Here is an 18,158-nt window from a genome sequence, read left to right as displayed (position 1 = left end):
CCGTTGCCAAGTCCAATCTTGCCCCGTAGCGTTCGGTGTGGGGGAGACGTTGCTTGAAAATCACCAAACCAAACTGTGGCAGGCAAGCGCCCGTTTCCCATGCCGGGACCTTTTGATCGTGTGAGTTGCTGCCCTGATGGAACGATTTTTCTTCAAGAAGATTGAGCTTTGGTTTGTTCTCCTCCTGCTTCTCCTTGCCGCGATCGGCGCGATCCTGTTCGGAGCCGCGGTCCGCAACGAGACGCTGGGCCACAGTCGCTTCGGGGCGTTCGGAACCTTTGCCTACAAGCTTGCTGCGGCCCCCGCAGACCTACAGGACGCATTGAGTGCAAAGGACGACAACTGGATGTCGGTCCGGGATCCGCATCGCTTTCCCGGTCTCTCGGGCTGGAACTTTGACCAATCTACCCCTGAGGAGCGTCCTGACGGGTTCATCCTGCTCAGCCGCTATGACCGTGCGGTCGAACGTCATGTGGTGGAACTGGTCGACCTGAAGTCTGGCGCGACCGAACACCGGCTGGTGACCCGCCCGGAAGAGTTCTTCGCCGGCTGGACCCCGGAAATCGAGAACGACATCGCAACGGCGCATATCCCCAAGCGCTTTCGCGCCATCCATCCCTATTTGCTCGATAACGGCGATCTGCTAATCAAGGACCATCACTCTCCGCTGGTGCGCCTGACCCCCTGCGGCGATCTGGTCTGGCGCAGCAAGCGCGGCTACTATCATCACGCCCTTGAGCGTGGACCGGACGGGCATTTCTGGCTGCCCGACAAGCTGCCGCTGGAAGCTGACTACACGGTCAATGACAACTTCGGAAATGTGGCCATCGCGCAGATCAGCGAAGACGGAGAGGTCCTGTACAGTCGGTCCATCGGTGATGTCCTGATCGAACACGGATACGAGTACCTTGTTTTCAACTCGAGCGAATACAACAACAACCCGATGCACCTGAACGATGTGCAGCCGGTTTTCGAAGACGGTCCCTATTGGAAACGCGGCGATGTGTTTCTCAGCTTCCGGGACTCCTCGATGGTGCTGCAATTCCGCCCCGAAACCGACGAGATCATCTGGATGCGTCGGGGGCCGTGGCGGGCACAGCATGATGTCGATATCGTCGACGACCACACCATTGCCATCTTCAACAACGACGTGATCAACACCTCGGGCCGCGCCTATGTGCGCGATGCCAACAAGATCAGCTATTACGATTTCCAGACCGACAGCGTCAGTGGCCCGCAAGACGATGCGCTGGCGGAACTCGAGGTGAAGGCCCTGTTTGGCGGGCTGTTCGAACGTCTGCCGGGCGGCTTCGTGATGGTAGAGGAAACCTCGCAGGGGCGGCTTGTGATCCTTGATTCCGAGGGTCAGGCGGTGGTCGAATATGTCAATCGCGCCGAGGACGGTCTGGTCTATTTTCTCGGCTGGACCCGGTACATGAGCCGCGCCGATGGTGCGCGGGCCGTCGAAGCCATCAAGGCGGCCAACTGCGAAAGCTGACACAAGGGATCGCGGGGAAGACAGGCCGCTTCTGCCGGTTTCGGTTCCAGCCGCTGGGCGGTGCGGGACGTCTTTGATGGGTGGGCCTGCCGCTGGCCGCCGGTCACCTAAATAGGCCGCCATGGCCAGTGTTTGCGCCGCACGCCATTGAAGACCGGCCTGCGACCGCTCTAGGTTGCGTCAACGAAATGCGCAGGGGATTTTCAGGGCATGGGATTTATCGGGACGCCCACGGGCAGGCATCCAAGGCGCGGTCTGCGGCCATGAGGCTTGCGATTGCCCTCAGCGGGGGCGGCGCTGCCGGGATCGGGCATGTGCCGGTGCTGGAGGTCGTGGACGAGTTGGGGCTTCACCCGATGGCAATATCGGGCACCTCGATGGGGGCAATGATTGGTGCGGCGTATTCCGCGGGCATGTCGGGCCGGGACATTCGGGAGTGGATCCTGAGCATTGCCGACAATCCAGCCCGCGAGATGAAGCGGTTCCTGGCGTCCAGACCGGGCCGGTTCCCGATCATGCCGGGATCTCTCAACGCGCATCACGCCGTTCAGATTGCCTTGCCACCGACCATGCCCGACCGGTTCGACATGCTGGGGATCCCCTTCACGGCAGTTGCGACGGATTTCCACGCGCGCGAAACGGTGTTTCTGCGCGAGGGGCTTCTCAAACCCGCGCTGGCGGCGTCGATCGCGATTCCGGGCGTGTTTCGGCCCACGCTTCTGGACGGGCGGGTGCTTATGGACGGGGGCGTGACCAACAATCTTCCGCTCGATGCGCTGCCGGATGCGGATCTGGTGCTCGCGGTGGATGTGGCCAGTGTTACAGCGCAGGACAGCAGCGAGGTGCCTGGCCCGATGGAGGCCGCAGTCGGGGCGATGCGGATCATGATGCACCGGATGCTGAGGCAGCAGCTTGAAGATCGGCCCGGGGCGGTTCTGATCGCTCCGAAGGCCAGCGCCTTCCCGGCATTGGCATTCCTCAAGGCCGCCGAGATCCTTGAGGTGGCGACGGCCGACAAGGACGCCATGAAGCGCAAGCTGGAACGGGCGCTGGCCTGACACGGCACGGAAGCGGCGGCGCGATCCAGCGGCCGCCAAACCGTGTCTTCATCTATGTCACGCTTCAGGGGCGCTCCCATCCTCTCTGTTTCCGGTGAATTCGTGGGCATCGCGCTTTCTCCAATGCCCCGTTCAGTCTACGTATTCTGGAACTTCGAACACATACACGACAACCGGGCGGCGCGTGCCTGCCCAAAAGACCGTCGACAAGGAGAACCGCCATGCGCCTCGCATTTGCCCTTTGCATTGCCCTTGCGATCCCGCTTTCGACGACAGATGCCACGGCGCAAACAGAGACTTTCCAGGATCGCGTTGCAGGTGCCGAGCTGCGGTCAGGGGCATTCGACCTGTACCAGAAAGACGGCGAGCTGTTGCTTGCGATCCCGCGCGACATGTTTGAACGCAGACTGATCTGGTACGCCGAAGTGTCCGGGTATCCCACCGATGCGGTGGCTTTGGGCGGAAACGCCCTGGGCGCACGACTGATCCAGTTGGAACGGCGCCCGGATCGCGTCATGGTGCGGTCCCTGTCTGGCACCGCGTTCGAAAAGGTCTCGGGTGATCCGCATTACACCGGCGGTCGCGACAAGCTGCGCCCGGTGAACCTCGCCGTGGAGCGCGCCAATCTTGGTCCCATCATCGTCGATTTCCCGATCCTTGCGGAAGACGACACCGGGGCCGTACTTGTGGATTTGCGCGATGCGTTCGGGGGCGATATCGTCGGCTATTCGGTCGCCGCGCTGCTGGCCTCCACCGGTCTCGCGCCCGGGCCGAACGACCCTGACCGGTCCTACGTTGTCGAGGCGTCGGTTTTTCCCGACAACCTCTTTGTCCGGTCGCAACTGACCTTCGAAGCGACCGATCAGTCCGGGCTGGCACAGCCGGTTTCCGTGGAAACGGCGCATTCGATTGCCGTGCTGCCGGAAACCCCGATGGAGCGTCGCGCCCATGACGACCGGGTCGGCTTCTTCTTCACCGAGTATCTGGTTTATGAAAGCGCGTTCGGCGATGTGCAATCGCGCGACCGTGCCGCCCTTCGCTTTCGTCTTGAGCACGCCGAACCGGATGCGCCGCGTCCGTCGGACCCGGTTGAACCCATCGTTTTCTATCTCTCGCGTGAAATCCCCGAACGGTGGCGTCCCTACATTCGCCAGGCGGTCGAGGACTGGCAGACCGCATTCGAGGCCGCGGGCTTCACCAACGCGATCATTGCCCGCGATGCGCCAAGCCATGAAGAGGATCCTGACTGGTCCCCGGAAGATGTCCGTCACAGCGTGATCCGCTGGGTTGCGCAACCGGTGCAGAACGCCATGGGTCCGAACATTCACGACCCGCGTTCCGGCGAAATTCTTTCCGCCCATATCCTGGTGTGGCCCGACGTGGTGAACCTTTTCAGCCGCTACTACTATATGCTGATGCATCGGACCGACCCCGCCGCGGCCAAATTACCGCTGCCGGAGGCGTTGCAAGGGCGCATCCTGCGCTATGTAGTGTCCCATGAGGTCGGCCATACGCTTGGCCTGCGGCACAATCATCGCGCCTCGACGGCCTGGACAACGGCACAGCTGAAAGACCCTGAATTCACTGCGCGGAACGGCAGCACGTCTTCGATCATGGCCTATGGGCGCTTCAACTACGTGGCGGCCCCGGATGATGGCGTGTCTCGGTTCATTCCAATCATCGGACCCTACGACCGGCACGCCATCCGATGGGGCTATTCCACCGGACTGAACGCAGAGGAACTTGCGGCCATCGCAGCAGAGGCGGAGGATCGCCCGGAACTCAGGTGGGGCGCCGGCGAGCTTGGCGAAGAATATCTTGCCCGGTTCGATCCTCGGGTTCAGACCGAGAATATCGGGGCGGACCGGATATCGGCGACGCGCGCCGGGATCGATGCGTTACACGCCAGTCTGGCGGCGCTGCCTACGGCTGTTGAAGAGGCGCGCAATCCAGAGGCGCTGCTGGTTGTCACCTACGACGAGGCGCTCAGCCGGTACGTCGGGATCGCGGGAAGTGTCGGCAAACTGATCGGCGGCGTTTCTCAGACGCTTGGTGGTGACAGGCCGTTTGCCTATGTCGACCCGCAGGAGCAACGGCAGGCGGTTGAGTTTCTTGCAGGGGAAGCCATTCTAGGTCTCGATGCCTTCGCCGAACCGGGGTTGCTGGCCCGCTTCCGACCCATCGGCGGGCTGATCACTGTCGAAAGCGCGGCGGCGGAGATCATGAGCGAGGTCCTGAACCGCGAGCGCGTCAGGATGGTTTACATGCAGCGGAAATTGCATGGCGACGCGTTCATGTCTTTGCAGGACTACATCGGACAGATCACAGAGACCCTGTTGGCCGACCTTCCGTCAAAGGGCCTTGTTTCGCCAGCACGGCAGGGCGCAATTCTGGCCTATATCGACATCCTGACGGACCTGACCGCCGAGGACGGCAATGGCGAGGATCTGGCTGCGCTGGTCGACGCCGGGTTCCCCATGGAAGTCGCCATGGTTGCGACGGGCGAATTGAAAGGGACGTCCATTGGCGAGATTGCGACCGCGGAGCTTGAGCGCATGATCGCGTTGCTGGGTGCGGGGTCGTCCGAATCCGGCGAAGGGGAAGAATAGGGCGGGGGGGCTGACAGAGCGGCGCTGGAAATGATGGACGGAGCAATTCCTTTCCTGTTGGACGCAGCCTGGTGGCGCGCTAACCTTGGACAGGAATGGACAGATACGGACATCTGAAAGAGGTTCTCAATGCACAAAGTTGTCGGTCTTTGCCTGGTCCTGGTCGGTGCGGCCAGTGCTGCCCAAGCCTTTGACAGGCAGACAACAAACGCCCTGAAGACCTGTCACGACTACCTTTGGCAAGTTCCCGAGTTCATGGATATGCCCAATGCAGCGATTTCGGTCTTTCCTGCATCTCAGAATGGCGACACCATCATCGTGAACTGGAATGTGAACTGGGACGAGCCGACCGTGCGGGCGGCTGGAAACTGCACCGTCATCGACGGGAATGTCGAAGGTTTCGAAGACTACACGAAGTGACGTCTCGCAAATGACAGACACCGACCGCAGCACCAACCCACGGGCTGAAGGCACGCGCTGGAAAGGGTGCCAGCGCAGATGACGTGCCAATGGCAACAACCCTTGGCGCTTCGGCAGTGCTTGCTGGACAATCACGTCTCACATGAAGCGGATGAGGCATGAGACGGGTGGCATGGTTCGGCTTGCTTTCCTGCATGGTGCTTGTGGTCGTCGTTTTGGCGGTTCCACAGGTTCGGTTCCTGTTCTTCGGGCTTCCGGAAAAACGGCTGGAAGGAAGTCCGATTTCCGAGGGGAAAACAGGCCCGGCGCCGGTGGCCGAGGTGTCCCGAAATGAAGTGCACCAGGCGTTGCGGGACGCGGGGCTGAGCGAACAGCCGCTTCTGGGGGACATTTCCATCGCCGGCCATCTCGCCCGGCTTGATGAGGGTGCGGTCACATCCGCGCAACTGATGGAATATGCGGATGGGCTCAGGGTTCTCGCGCTTCGAACCGGCGACGCCGGCCGCCAGATTCCATCCGCGTTCTGGGACGTGGATACCGACCAGTTGCGCGCAGATGGTTGGGACGCCTATGGCGTTGTCGAAGCGCTTGCCTCGGCAGAGGGCGAACCCTATCTTGCGGCGCTTGGCGCGGCCTACACCCGGTTTCACGCCTTCAAGCTGGCTGATCTGTCGGGGGCCGACACCGATGATACGGCGCTCGACACGGCGCTGGACCTGTTCGAGCCCGCCAACGACCTGATTGATGCGGTGCCGCCGGAGCATATGCTGGAAACGTCTGAGTTCATTGGCGGAAAGGAACAGGCGGCCCTTTACCTTTGGCAGCAACTGGTCGTGGGCTCGTCGCGCCGCAACCCGCTGACACATATCAAGTTGTTCAACCATGGCTTCACCACGCGGTTCCACGTCGGAACGATCTGGCAATACGACACCGGGATTGCTCAGGACAACTCTACGATCTGGGGCGTTTCCGGCTTTGCGCCCGTGTTCGTAGGCCCGCCCGAGAACAACAACCAGATCGAGCATATGTCGATCAGCATGACGGTTCAGGGCATCCTGCGCGAGCCGCTTCTGCTCCTTGAAGCCTTCGAGGAGATCGAAGCCCTTGTGGGGTCGTCATCCGCAGGCGAGGCCGCTGCCGACGACGCGTTGAATGCTGCAATCCAGCAGGCGTTCCTTCCCGGTTTCGAGGACGATCTTCCGTCGGCGGTTGCCGCGCTGCGTCGGCAATTGCGCGCGCGCTAGTGGCTGCCATTCCCGCGCGTGGGTTAAATTCCATAACAGATGGTTGTGGGAACGCCGCCTGCCACAGACGCGTTCTCACGGGTGTGCCGCTTGCAGGGGCGCGGCGTTGCGCGTGCGAACCAGCGGCGGGCACCACGAGCAAGTCGGCGGATCTGACGGCCATGATCCCATTCCTTGCCTTTGGTCCTTACCTGATACAGATTTATAGGCGGGGCCGGGATGTCTGTATTGCTGCTGGGTCTGTAGGACACCGGACATGCGCGGAACCCTGCTTTGGGAGGAGTGTGTCATGACATCAAAGATCGAAGGGTCCACACCACCGGACAATCAGGCGCCGCAACGGGGCCTGCCCAAGGTGAACAAGGTGACGGCGGATGATATCACCGCGTCGCTGAAAGAAGGGTTTTCCGACTTTCTGGCGCGCCCCGTCATGAGCGGCTTCTTCGGCCTGTTCTACGCGGTGTTTGGACTGCTGCTGGTCTGGTGCCTGGTCTGGCTCGACATGCTCTGGATGATCGTTCCCGCGGTGGTCGCCTTTCCGCTGGTCGCGCCTTTCGCGGCTGCCGGGCTGTATGAAATGTCCCGCCGGCTGGAGGCAGGGGAGAGCTTCGGCTGGTCTGAAATCCTCACCGTCATGGCCAATCAGCGCAAGCGCGAGATGGGCTGGATGGCCTTCGTCACCCTGTTCATCCTGTGGGTCTGGTTTTACCAGTTCCGCACCGTGTTGGTGATTGTCCTGAAGGATTCATCCTTTTCGGATCTGGACGGGTTCCTGCACACCGTGTTGTTCACGCCGCAGGGCTGGACCTTTCTTGCGATCGGGGCCTGCGTTGGGGCATTGCTGTCTGCGGTCCTGTTCTCGGTGACCGTTGTGGCCATGCCCATGCTGCTCGACCGGGACATGGATTTCGTTTCCGCCATGATCACTTCCGTTCGCGTCGTCGTGGAAAACCCGGCGGTCATGCTCACCTGGGCGGCAATCATCACCGTGACCATGCTGTTATCGCTGGTTCCGGCGTTTCTGGGCCTGATCTTCACCCTGCCGATCCTGGGCCACACCACCTGGCATCTTTATCAGCGGGCGGTGGCCCCGGCGGAGGGGGAGTCCGTGCAGCCATCCCTCTGACTGGCTAGGTGCCTTTTCGAGTGACGGGAAGAAAAGTCCGAAAAAAGGTCATTGGGGAGCGCGTCCCCGGACCGCCGGAATTGTGCAAGTACAGCAAACTGTGAACGCGTAGTTCGCCTGTCCTGAAAGCGGCCGGAACAATCGGCTGTACGTTTCCAAGGCAGGCCGACAGCCATATGCGCGTGAATCCAAGATGATCTCGGCACCGCCAAAAGCCGACTTGGAGCCGGTTGTGATCAGATCTTTCGACGGTCGCGATAGTCCGGGTTTGCAACTGCCCACCGAGGTGTCAGGCGAAACGATCTACTGCTCTGCTGCGCACTCGACTGCGGCAAAGCACACCTCGTCTCCACCCAAGGGAATGGATCCGGTCCTGTCCCGGATTCCTGAAAGCATCAGCGTAGCGATATCGACCTCCTCGCCAGATACGGTCACCAGGGTTACATGGTCTTCCGACATCCCGAGATCCGGAAATTGCTCGCCACTTGTTGTGGCGAGTTGGATGTAATCCCGCCCGTGTCTTTGTCTATAGTCGTAGACATGCTCGTGGCCGTTGAAAACAGTGTAAGACCGGTCGGACAAAGCGGCTTCGATGGACGAGAAAGCCACATCTCCCTCCCGTTTCCAGGCCGGTTTGTGAACGAACAGGAAGGTCCAACGGACATCTGGATTGTCTGCAATGACCGCCCGAAAATACGCGGCCTGTCCGGCGCTGATCGTGCCCGAAGCGCGTTCCGGCATCTGGTTGTATTCGGTCGCCGCGAAGGCTTTGGGCCCTTCTGTCTTGTAGATTTCAACCGCTTGTGCACGGGCGGCCGCGATCTCGTCTATCCGGGACGGGGTGTTGTCTTCGGTGTCGAGTACCAGAAACAGGACATCCTTGTAGCGGAAATGGTAAAAGCTTGGCCCGAGCCGTGCCTGCCAGATGTCCTGCGACAGTTGCGTCGACAGGTCGTGATTGCCCCCCACGTAGAAGATCGGTGCTTTCAACGCCTCCACTCTGCGGTCGTAGTCCTCCCATTCACGCAGATGCTGGTCGCGGTCCACGTCACCGCCTTCGATCAGGTCGCCGACGCTGATTACAAATTCGGGGCGCAGCAGATTCAACTGCGCCATGGCGATTTCGAACACTTGGGGTCGCTCGCCGCCTGTCAGGTCGGAATGGATTGCGAACATGAACCGGTCTTCTCCAACGTCAAAGACCTTGTCGGTCCATGGGGTGGGGCCATCCGCGATGCCGTGCGAAAACGGCTGGGCGACAATGGACACGGCCGAAAGGAGGAGAGTGGCTGTTGCGGCGACCAGGTGTTTCATACTTGTGTCCTCAGAACACGATCCGTGCCCGCAGGCTGAGGATGGTCAGGTCGTCCTGACCGGGATCAAGCAGCGGGTTGTTGATATACTGGATCGAGGGCGTGATCTGGAGATCCGGTGAGATATTGAAGCGGTAGAAGACTTCGGTGGTGAACTGGGTGTCATCGATATCTTTCGCCTCGGCCCAGTTGAGGCCGATACCCGCAAGGTCAGTGTTCCGTCGGTACCAGCCCAGACCGGTGGAAAGAGACCGTTGGTAAAGCGAGGCGGTGCCATCGGCAACGCCGGCCCGCAAGAACGGCATCCATGTATTTTCGAAGAACCAGGCGGCAGAGAAGGCGGCACCCTTGTCTTCGGCCCGGCTGCCATCCTCGGCCTCGTCCGATTGCCAGACGGTCAGGTGGACATTGTCGAAATAGATCCGGTCGATGCCGCTGGTATAGCCGATCTCGATGGATTTGAACGTTTCACCGGTTTCGAACACATCGAAACTCGGCTTGGTCGGGTCCCCGTTCGCATCGGCCACCGCACCCACAACATAGAAGTTCTCTCCCAACTTCGCACCGCCCGCAATCCCCAGGCCGGGATTGGGCGCGTTGATCGTGGGATTGGTGTTGAATGCCAGGTTCTGGAACGAGGTCCAGGGACTGACAAGGCCATAGACATCCACGAAATCGGTCAGGTCAAGTTGACCGAACTGCAATGTCCATCGCCCCTTTGCATCCCGCTGGGACCAGAAAAGGTTCGTCAGCATCGTGCCGTTGTCGTTGAAGCCAGTGCCGGTGATCGACATTGCGCCGGAATCAAAGCCAAAGAACTGGGGCGCGACAGTGCCGTAGGCGTGCCGGTTTTCGACCTTGAAGGTCAGCGACCCGTTTTCGGTGGCCTGCCAATTGCCATAGAATCGGAGGATGCCACCGCCGGCCTGTCCTTCGCCCAGGTCGCTGTCGCTCCTCTGGCCGAGCGCAAGGTAGTCGATGTTGAACCGCAAGCCATTGTCGGCCAGCCCGTCTTTCCAGGCAAAGTACCCCGGCAGCACGTTGCGTGGAAAGTCTGTGCGCGGCTGCGGATCGGTGAGCCCGTCGCCGGGTGTCAGGTCCGCCTCGACGGATGACGGGCCAGAAAGGCCCTGTTGGGCCCATGCGGCATGCGGTAGAAGCGTCAGGGCCAGCAGCATTGCCCCCGCGTAAATGAATCTCGACATGGGGTCTCCCGCTTGCCGGTTTTGGCTTGGTTCGCTTTCAGCTTTGCGCATCGGTCACAAGCGTGCGTGCCAGATCGGTCTGGTCGATCGCAACCGAACAGTCGGTCGCCGACAGTGCCGTGACATTCAGTGCCGAAAACCGCATCGCCTTTGACCGGTCCCCGACAGTGTCTGCCAAAGCCAAGGTGCACGCACCCCGGTCGGATCAACCGGGGTGCGGCCCTGCGCTCAGAGGTTTCCGAAATATGCGTCGCGGCTTGGTTCGGCGGGTTTGAAGGCCGGGGCGTTTTTGCCGGGCAGCCAGTTCTTGTAGACGTCCCCATCCTTCATCACGAAATCCACCCGGTCGCGCGAGATGGCATTGATGTCCTCCAGCGGGTTGCCATCGACCAGAATGATGTCGGCGTAGCCCCCTTCGACGATCGTGCCCAGGGTGCCCTCCTTGTAGGGGTTCATGCCGCCCGACCAGGACAGCACTTCGGCGGCATTGCTGGTTGCGGTTTTCAGGGACAGAAGCGTGTTGTTTACAACCTTGTCGTTGAACCAGATGATGTTGTCGGCCTGACGCACCACGTCGGGTCCGAACATGTCGCCGCCGGTGACCATCAGCAGGTCATGCTTGACCGCCCATTCCATCATCTGCTGTGCGCCTGCATTGACCTGGGCGGCCTTGGTTTTCTGGTCGGCGTTAAAGAAGGTGATGCTCTCGGGATCGCCGAAAGCTTCCAGCGACTGGACCGCTTGAACGGAAAGGGCGACGCCCTCTTCCTTCATGCGGATGATGGTATCTTCCGAGACGAGGAAGTTGTGTTCGATCACGCGGACACCGGCGTCAATCGCGCGGTTGACCGACCGGTCGTGATAGGCGTGCACCAGCACGTAGGTGCCGTAGTCTTCGGCAACGCCAACGATCGCCTCAAGCTCTTCTGGCGAGTACTGGGTCGTGTGCAGGGGATCGAATTCGCTGGCAACGCCGCCGCCCGCCATGACCTTGATCTGGGTGGCCCCGGCGCGCAGGTTGTGACGCGCCGCGCGGATCACCTCGGGAACGCCATCGGCGATGAAGCCGAACATATGGGCTTCCAGGTCATCCACGTCGCCGGGAACATCGTTGAACGATCCGGTGTCGGCGTGGCCGCCGGTCTGGCTCAGGAAGCCTCCGCTGGGGTAAAGGCGCGGTCCGGGGATGATGTCGTTGTTCACCGCCTTCGCAATGCCAAGGATGTTGCAGCCCGCGTCGCGCGCGGTGGTGAAGCCCTGGTCGAGATAGTCTTGCAGGACCAGCCCGGTGTAGGCGCCGTTGGCCATCTGGTCGTAATTGTCGCGAAACTCCAGCATGCCGTTCCGGATGCACAAGTGCGAATGCATGTCGATCAGGCCGGGCATCAGCGTGCGCCCTTCGCCATCCACCATGACGGCATCCGGGGCGTCGATGGCATCGGCGGACACCTGCGAGATGAGATTGCCTTCGACCAGGACCGAGCCGTTCTCGATCAGGGCATCGCTCATTCCATCGAAAATATTGACGTTGGTGAAGAGCACCTGGCGCGGGGCGTTGTCCTGCGCGAAGGCGGCGGTCGCAAACCCAGCGGCCAGCGCAATGCTTGCAGCCGAGGCAAGGAATCTCATCATATATATCTCCCATTGGATCAGACCCCGATGCGGGGCGTTTGAGTGGGAAACACTATAGCGCTAGAATATTGCTTCTCTTGTCTTTCAGGGTCACGAGGAACGGGTTTTTTACCCATCCAGACTGTTCTTGAGAGTTTTTCCTATTCCCGCGGCTGTCAGACGCTACGCTGCGTGACAAGGGGCGTGCGGATATCAAGCCAATGACACACAGACTGCCACTCGTCAAACTGAGCCTTCTTCGTCCGTTTGTGGGTGAATTCCATGCGCGCGGCATCGACCCGGAACCGGTCTTCGACAGCGTAGGCCTGACCGAAGAAGCAACCCTTGACCCGGATCTGTCCGTTCATGTCATGGTTGCCACCCAGTTTGTCGAGAACGCGGCGGACGTGGCCAACGATCGGTTTCTCGGCGCGCGCGTGGGCGCCAAGCTTGATCTCGGCGGCTGGCCAATTCTTGCAGATGCGGAAGCCCGGGCGACCACCGCCGGAGACTACCTTTCGATCTTCATCGCGGGCGCCAACGAGGTTTCAAGTTCGGCCACTGAGTATCTCAATATTTCCGGTCAAACTGCGACCTTGGGCGAAAGACGAACCTTCAAGCCGACGATCCTGCCGGCACAGAACGACGTGTTCATGCTGGCGCTGGGCTGGGCCATCCTCCAGCGGGCACTTCGGGACGGGATCGACCCCTCGAAAGTGACCGTTGTTGTCAGCGATCCATCGGTCCTTCCCCCGGAGTTCGACCTGATGCACCTGGTGAAAGGCAACCGGATGGGGTTCAGCATTCGTTTTCCGACTGCGTGGTTGTCGTCATCGTTCGATGCACGTTCTCCCGATCTGACCCCGATGCAGCGGCGCGACGCCGATGTCGGCGAATTCGTGCATTCCTTTCGGCAAGTGGTGCGCGCCTACATTGGGCAAGGCGCCCTGAGCGCCGCGGATTGTGCCGTCCTCGCATCGATGAGCCAGCAGAAACTGAAACGCCGCCTTGCTGCCGAAGGAACCGGGATCAGCAAGGAGATCGACTTTGTCCGGCAAGAATATGCCCGTGCCGCCCTTTTCGAGACCAACCGGTCCATCTCTGACATCGCCACTGCATTGGGCTTCACGGACGTTGCCAATTTCACCCGAGCCTTTCGCCGCGCAAACGACATGACACCAACCACGTACCGAAGCCTGCAAAGAACCCAGAAGGACGGATCCGCTGAATAGGTCACCGAACCTTGCATGCATCGCCTCACATGCATCGACCGCAGAGCTCCGCGATCTGTGCGGTCGACCCCATCCGGGTTTGCGCGTGCTGCGAAGGGCGCCTTCGACGGGCCGCACCGCAGCAATATGAAAGGGTGCCCGAGGTCGGGATCGGGCCGTTCACGCGCGCGCACTCAAGCCGGGACACTGCGCATGGGTCAGATGCTCGGCTGATAGCCCATTCGCGAAAGGGCGTCACCGAAAACGCCCCGGTCCGTATCGGCGACAAACATTGCGTGGACGGCTCGTGGCAGGACGACCTTGGAATTTGGCAAGGCGCACCGGATTTCGTCCGCGCAGGCGTCCAATCCGGGCCGGTCCCCGAGCGCCACGCTTGCAACACTGTCGAACAACGGAAGCCAGAAGTTCGATCGGAACGCGGAAGAGCGGGTTCGGACGGCCAGTGCTTCCCAATCAGCGGCATCAAACAGGGACACGATTTCGGACGCCGTGGCAAAGAAGGATTTTTCCGGATCAAGGACATCCCTGTTCCGCATCGGAAGGCGACACAAGGATCGAAGTAGCACGACATCCGCATCGATTCCCGACAGGCTGACCGCTGCCGGAATACTGCAGGCTGCCTGTCGGGCCGCTGTCTTTTGATCTGTGGCAAGGCAGGCGTATCCCAGCGACAGCACCGCGGCTGCGTTGTACGGTTCCCATTCAACGGCAGCCGCGGCCATCTCCAGGGCGCGACTGCATCCTCCGCTTTCCGGGCCGATCGCAAAGACCTCGCTGATCCGGCACATGTCCGCCTTCAACGCCAGGGTGGTCGCGGACCGGTATCCGGTGCCTTCCAGCGCCGCAAAGGCATTCATCGCCCGTTCCGCCCAGACAGAGGACTGGGTGCACATGAAGCGGTAGGCCAGCAGGATCAGCGCAAGGCGGGAACTCGGCCAGATCCGCGCGGCCTGGTTCGGAACCAGACCGCTTGCCGGATCGGCCAAAGCGTCCGCAACCAGTTGCACGAGAGGGTCCTCGGGCTGTCCGGGGGAATGACCAACCGTCATGGGCAGTTCGATTCCGGCAACAAGCGCCTCACGATCTGTCCGGCAGAGCGTCAGCCAAGCTCTGGAGGGCCCGGGGTCGGACGGTGAAAGATGCAGATGTGCCGAGATATGGCAGGCATTTTTCCGGGCCTCATGGCAGGCTTGCGCCGCGCTCGTCGCAGTTGCCGGGCACAGCACGAGGGCACCGTCCAGCAAAAGCGGAGACCTGGCAGATCGGCACAGGATCGCGGCAAGCAGCGCGTCTTCACGATCCGGCTGTCCGGATCCCGAAAGACTGAACTGAACCCTCAAACCACCAGGTCTGGGTTCAACTGCTGCCAGTGATTGCCGGGATGCAGCCAGACAAAGCAGGTACTTTCCCTTGGGAATCTCCAGCCGTTGTGCGCCGGCGGGCTGGTCGGCGAAATAAAGCTTCAGGGCGGTCCGCAGGCGACCTACTTCGATACGCGCATGGGGGTCGATTGCCGGATCGAAATCGGGGCCCTTGCCGAGGATCTTGCATGCAATCTGCTGTTGGGTGGTGCCAGCCCCTTCCGGATCATCCGACGTGTCGGCAATGAAAAGCAGCAGCCTGCGCAATCGGTCGGACGCCTGAAACACCGGATCTCGGGCGACACGTCGCGCAAGCGCCTTCACGCCTTCGGTTTCGATCAGGCCGTCGGGTCCGTTCATCCAGCGGTGTCCTCCCCCGGTGCGGCTCAGGATTTCCGTTACGTTAGTTACTTACCACCTGTTCGGCGCCGGTGCTACGCGTTTGGGACGATTGCGCAAACAATGGGAAGGACCAGCGATGAAAGGCATCGACTGCCCGGCAGATCTGCGTTTGCTCGCATGCCTGACCTGCGTCGCCTTTCCCTTTGCAGCAACGTCCCAAGAGCAGACCGATGCACCGGATTTCGACTACGGCGAGTTTGGCGTGGTGTTCGAGAACCCGGTCGCGCGCGACGGCTATCTTTCGTTCGGGGCGGTCGGTCGGGCAGGGCTGCAATATTTCGAGTTCAAGGAGCGCGTACAGGACGAGGCAGGGTTCTACTGGGTGATCGAGGATCGCCTGATCAACCAATGGGCTGACGGATCCAGGATCAATGACAACGAGTTGAACGTGATCGCCCGACTTGATTTCGCCGGCGACGCCCCGGGGCACACTTCGCTCAACATCTGGGGGCAGTTCGCCAACAGCCTGGGGGGCAACACGGCTGGCCAGTTCCAGTCCGATCTCGGAATCCTGTCGCCGTTGAATGGCGGAAACGGCGGGCCGGACAATTCCGTCGAGATCCTGCAGATGCTGGCGCTGGAACACATCACGGCGGACGAGCGCTTTCGGTTTCAGATTGGCAAGTTGGCCATGCGGACATTGGTCAACCTGAACCGCTATGCGCATGGCGACAGCGAGATGTTCTTCTCTCCCATGCTCGGCAACAACCCGGTGGTGCCTTACACCGCCTTGCTTGGAAACGGCATCTTCGCGCAGTGGAAGGCCGAGACCTGGTATCTCTCCGGCGTGGTGCGGGCGCCGGATGTGGAGACGGGTCTCAGCCTTGAAGCCTTGCAGGACGGCAATCGGGAGTACGTGATCGAGGCGGCGCTGCAACCTGCCATTCCCGGGCTCGGCTATGGCGAATACCGCCTGACCTGGTCGCTGGACACGGCCACCGACACCCAGTCCGAAGTCCGCAGCCTGTCCGCCAGTTTCGATCAGGACATCGGCGATCGGCTGGGTGCCTTCTTCCGGTATTCGGTGGCCGAGGATACCTTCCGCGCCTTTCGGGAACGCACCGCCATCGGTTTCCAGGTCAAGACACCTTTCGGGTTCCGCTATGACCGGATCGGCGTCGGGGTCTGGCAGGGCGATCCCACGGACGAAAACCTCGGCATGGAGCGCGGCTTCGAGGCCTACTACCGCGCCCAGGTCTCACGTGCCTTCGAGATCACCCCGGACATTCAGTACATTGCCAACCCCGCCCTGTCCGGCGCCGACAGCGAGGTCGTCTTCGGCCTGCGCTTCCGGCTCGTGCTTTAACTTTCAGTCTTCGAATTCGAACAAGGAAACGCAATGAAACACCCCCTGACAGTCCTTCTGCTTGCCGGACTTCTGCTGCCGGAAACGGCGTTCGCCCAGATGATGGGAGCTGCCGACACACCCGCGGAAATAGATCCGATCAACGAGGGCGAAGAGCCGTTGATCCGATTGAACAAGGACGACCCCAGCTATGATGTCTGGCGCAAGATGCGAGACGACCTGTCCAGCGGGCGCGAGCCGGGCCCAATCAACGTGCAGCGATACGTCGGCGGGTTCCCTTGGGTCGGTATTCCCACGTTCTTCCATCTGCCCGTTGCCCTGACCCCGGCAGACCTGAAGGCCGGAGAGGTGGAAGTCGCGATTTTCGGTGCCGAAATGTACAACGGGATGCGAGTGCAATCCTACGGCCCGATGGAAATGCGCGCGCCGATGAAGTCCGAGATCTACCACATGTGGGGGGCCTTCACGATGCCGGAGCTCGACTCCGGGCTTGCGGCCCTCGAAGAACTGACCGTTGTCGACTACGGCGACGCTCCGGTTCATCCGCTCAGCATGGAGAAATCCATCCCCGAGGTGCGCAGGATGGTCGCCGAGGTGGCGGGGGTTGAACTGGAAAATGGAAAGCGAACCATTCCGATCATCATCGGTGGCGGACACGTGCTGATGTATCCGGACGCTGCGGGGCTTGCTGACGTCTATGGCAAGGGTAACCTGACGATCGTTCACTTCGATGCTCATGCCGATCAGGCACCGGTGGGATTCGGGGTTTTCAACACGCACGGAAACCCTGTCCGGAAACTTGTGGAAGAAGGGTTGGTCAATGGTGAGGACATCATCCAGATCGGTTTGCGTGGTCCGAATTCGACCGACATGAACGGTGTCGCCTGGAATCGGTCCGCGGGCCTGCGCTATCACATGATGGCCGAGATCGAACGCCGCGGCTGGCAACCTGTGGTCGATGATGTGCTTGCCGAAGCCCGCGCCAACGGCAAGCCGCTGTTTCTGTCTTTCGACATCGACGTGGTGGACCCGGCGTTCATTCCCGGCACCTCGACGCCCGAGCCGGGCGGGCTCTACATGCGCGAAGTGCTGCCGCTGGTGCGTCGGATCTGCGCCGAAAACAATCTGGTGGGCATGGAAATCGTCGAACTCCGCCCCGAGCGCGATCCAGGCTACACGAGCGTTCTCAACTCCAAAGCGGTCCTGCGCCAGTGCCTGAACGGCATTGCCATGGCCAAGAACGGTTTGCCCGACAACTATCTGCACCCGGATCTGGTCGATGACGGCAAGTGAAACCACGCTACGCCGGGGCGGGCGCCCGTGGCGCCTGACCGGCTGGATGCGGCGGCTAGGCTCAGGACCCATTGATTTCCGGCGATCAGCGTGATTCACCGTTCGAAAAACGAGCGGTGACATGTCTGATCTCTTCTGGCTTAGCGACGCGCAGATGGCGCGGCTTGCGCCTTTCTTTCCCAAGTCTCACGGCAAGCCCCGCGTCGATGATCGGCGCGTGTTGAGCGGAATTATCTTCATCAACCGCAATGGCTTACGTTGGCGGGATGCGCCCGCCGCATACGGTCCGCACAAGACCTTGTACAACCGCTGGAAGCGGTGGAGTGACAAAGGTGTTTTCGCGAGGATGATGGCTGGGCTGGCCGCCGAACACAGTGAAGAAAAGACCGTGATGATCGACGCGACGTATCTGAAGGCACACCGCACCGCGTCCAGCCTGGGCGTTAAAAAGGGGGGCGTGGCCGCCTGATCGGCCGAACC

13 protein-coding genes and 1 pseudogene are annotated in these 18,158 nt (G+C 61.1%); 10 read left to right on the top strand and 4 right to left on the bottom strand.

The features are described 5' to 3' along the window. Positions 1-136 precede the first annotated feature (136 nt). The 6 genes from ACP15K_RS00070 (at position 137) to ACP15K_RS00045 (ending at position 7,955) form a co-directional block, all read left to right on the top strand. Positions 137-1,498, top strand: coding sequence for an arylsulfotransferase family protein (locus tag ACP15K_RS00070; RefSeq protein ID WP_424989515.1), 1,362 nt, complete (start codon positions 137-139; stop codon positions 1,496-1,498). 263 nt (positions 1,499-1,761) lie between these two features. Further along, positions 1,762-2,556 carry a patatin-like phospholipase family protein gene (locus tag ACP15K_RS00065; protein ID WP_193139055.1) on the top strand — a complete coding sequence of 265 codons (795 nt, stop codon included), beginning with the start codon at positions 1,762-1,764 and terminating at the stop codon, positions 2,554-2,556. Between the two features lie 221 nt (positions 2,557-2,777). Then, a complete protein-coding gene (locus ACP15K_RS00060; RefSeq protein WP_424989514.1) occupies positions 2,778-5,165 on the top strand; it encodes a zinc-dependent metalloprotease in 2,388 nt (795 codons plus the stop codon). A gap of 129 nt (positions 5,166-5,294) precedes the next feature. Further along, complete coding sequence (locus tag ACP15K_RS00055) at positions 5,295-5,585, top strand: hypothetical protein (RefSeq protein WP_193139051.1); 291 nt, start codon at positions 5,295-5,297, stop codon at positions 5,583-5,585. Between the two features lie 158 nt (positions 5,586-5,743). Then, positions 5,744-6,829: a hypothetical protein gene (locus tag ACP15K_RS00050; RefSeq protein ID WP_424989513.1), complete on the top strand. Its 1,086-nt coding sequence runs from the start codon at positions 5,744-5,746 to the stop codon at positions 6,827-6,829. Between the two features lie 289 nt (positions 6,830-7,118). Beyond that, positions 7,119-7,955 (top strand): DUF2189 domain-containing protein, encoded by an 837-nt coding sequence (locus tag ACP15K_RS00045; protein ID WP_193139047.1) that lies wholly within the window; start codon positions 7,119-7,121, stop codon positions 7,953-7,955. Positions 7,956-8,258: 303 nt separating this feature from the next. Here ACP15K_RS00045 and ACP15K_RS00040 read toward each other — a convergent pair whose 3' ends face one another. From ACP15K_RS00040 to ACP15K_RS00030, 3 genes are all read right to left on the bottom strand, one after another. Further along, the gene (locus tag ACP15K_RS00040) at positions 8,259-9,269 is read right to left on the bottom strand and encodes a metallophosphoesterase family protein (protein WP_424989512.1); all 1,011 of its coding nucleotides are present in this window, start codon (positions 9,267-9,269) and stop codon (positions 8,259-8,261) included. Between the two features lie 10 nt (positions 9,270-9,279). Then, a complete protein-coding gene (locus tag ACP15K_RS00035; protein WP_424989511.1) occupies positions 9,280-10,473 on the bottom strand; it encodes a carbohydrate porin in 1,194 nt (397 codons plus the stop codon). Between the two features lie 228 nt (positions 10,474-10,701). Beyond that, positions 10,702-12,105, bottom strand: a complete 1,404-nt coding sequence (locus ACP15K_RS00030; RefSeq protein ID WP_193139043.1) for a metal-dependent hydrolase family protein — start codon at positions 12,103-12,105, stop codon at positions 10,702-10,704. Between the two features lie 200 nt (positions 12,106-12,305). Here ACP15K_RS00030 and ACP15K_RS00025 point away from each other — a divergent pair, with 200 nt between their 5' ends. Then, positions 12,306-13,316, top strand: coding sequence for a helix-turn-helix domain-containing protein (locus tag ACP15K_RS00025; protein WP_424989510.1), 1,011 nt, complete (start codon positions 12,306-12,308; stop codon positions 13,314-13,316). A gap of 197 nt (positions 13,317-13,513) precedes the next feature. Here ACP15K_RS00025 and ACP15K_RS00020 read toward each other — a convergent pair whose 3' ends face one another. Next, entirely contained in the window at positions 13,514-15,037 is a 1,524-nt protein-coding gene (locus ACP15K_RS00020; RefSeq protein ID WP_424989509.1) for a hypothetical protein, read from the bottom strand. A gap of 118 nt (positions 15,038-15,155) precedes the next feature. Between ACP15K_RS00020 and ACP15K_RS00015 the strand changes: the two genes are divergently transcribed. From ACP15K_RS00015 to ACP15K_RS00005, 3 genes and pseudogenes are all read left to right on the top strand, one after another. Continuing rightward, a complete protein-coding gene (locus tag ACP15K_RS00015; protein ID WP_424989508.1) occupies positions 15,156-16,385 on the top strand; it encodes a carbohydrate porin in 1,230 nt (409 codons plus the stop codon). Between the two features lie 33 nt (positions 16,386-16,418). Continuing rightward, positions 16,419-17,678 (top strand): agmatinase family protein, encoded by a 1,260-nt coding sequence (locus ACP15K_RS00010; protein WP_424989507.1) that lies wholly within the window; start codon positions 16,419-16,421, stop codon positions 17,676-17,678. Positions 17,679-17,799: 121 nt separating this feature from the next. Then, a pseudogene (locus tag ACP15K_RS00005) lies at positions 17,800-18,158 on the top strand (IS5 family transposase); the annotation flags it as partial.

The sequence above is a fragment of the Fluviibacterium sp. S390 genome, from assembly GCF_049800695.1.
GTDB lineage: Bacteria > Pseudomonadota > Alphaproteobacteria > Rhodobacterales > Rhodobacteraceae > Meridianimarinicoccus.
This window is presented reverse-complemented; position numbering and strand designations above follow the sequence as displayed.

Coding starts and splice junctions, on each gene's coding strand:
- ACP15K_RS00035 (WP_424989511.1), bottom strand. CDS start 10,473: ATGTCGAGATTCATTTACGCGGGGGCAATGCTGCTGGCCCTGACGCTT.
- ACP15K_RS00015 (WP_424989508.1), top strand. CDS start 15,156: ATGAAAGGCATCGACTGCCCGGCAGATCTGCGTTTGCTCGCATGCCTG.
- ACP15K_RS00060 (WP_424989514.1), top strand. CDS start 2,778: ATGCGCCTCGCATTTGCCCTTTGCATTGCCCTTGCGATCCCGCTTTCG.
- ACP15K_RS00025 (WP_424989510.1), top strand. CDS start 12,306: ATGACACACAGACTGCCACTCGTCAAACTGAGCCTTCTTCGTCCGTTT.
- ACP15K_RS00020 (WP_424989509.1), bottom strand. CDS start 15,037: ATGAACGGACCCGACGGCCTGATCGAAACCGAAGGCGTGAAGGCGCTT.
- ACP15K_RS00055 (WP_193139051.1), top strand. CDS start 5,295: ATGCACAAAGTTGTCGGTCTTTGCCTGGTCCTGGTCGGTGCGGCCAGT.
- ACP15K_RS00030 (WP_193139043.1), bottom strand. CDS start 12,105: ATGATGAGATTCCTTGCCTCGGCTGCAAGCATTGCGCTGGCCGCTGGG.
- ACP15K_RS00010 (WP_424989507.1), top strand. CDS start 16,419: ATGAAACACCCCCTGACAGTCCTTCTGCTTGCCGGACTTCTGCTGCCG.
- ACP15K_RS00045 (WP_193139047.1), top strand. CDS start 7,119: ATGACATCAAAGATCGAAGGGTCCACACCACCGGACAATCAGGCGCCG.
- ACP15K_RS00050 (WP_424989513.1), top strand. CDS start 5,744: ATGAGACGGGTGGCATGGTTCGGCTTGCTTTCCTGCATGGTGCTTGTG.
- ACP15K_RS00070 (WP_424989515.1), top strand. CDS start 137: ATGGAACGATTTTTCTTCAAGAAGATTGAGCTTTGGTTTGTTCTCCTC.
- ACP15K_RS00065 (WP_193139055.1), top strand. CDS start 1,762: ATGAGGCTTGCGATTGCCCTCAGCGGGGGCGGCGCTGCCGGGATCGGG.
- ACP15K_RS00040 (WP_424989512.1), bottom strand. CDS start 9,269: ATGAAACACCTGGTCGCCGCAACAGCCACTCTCCTCCTTTCGGCCGTG.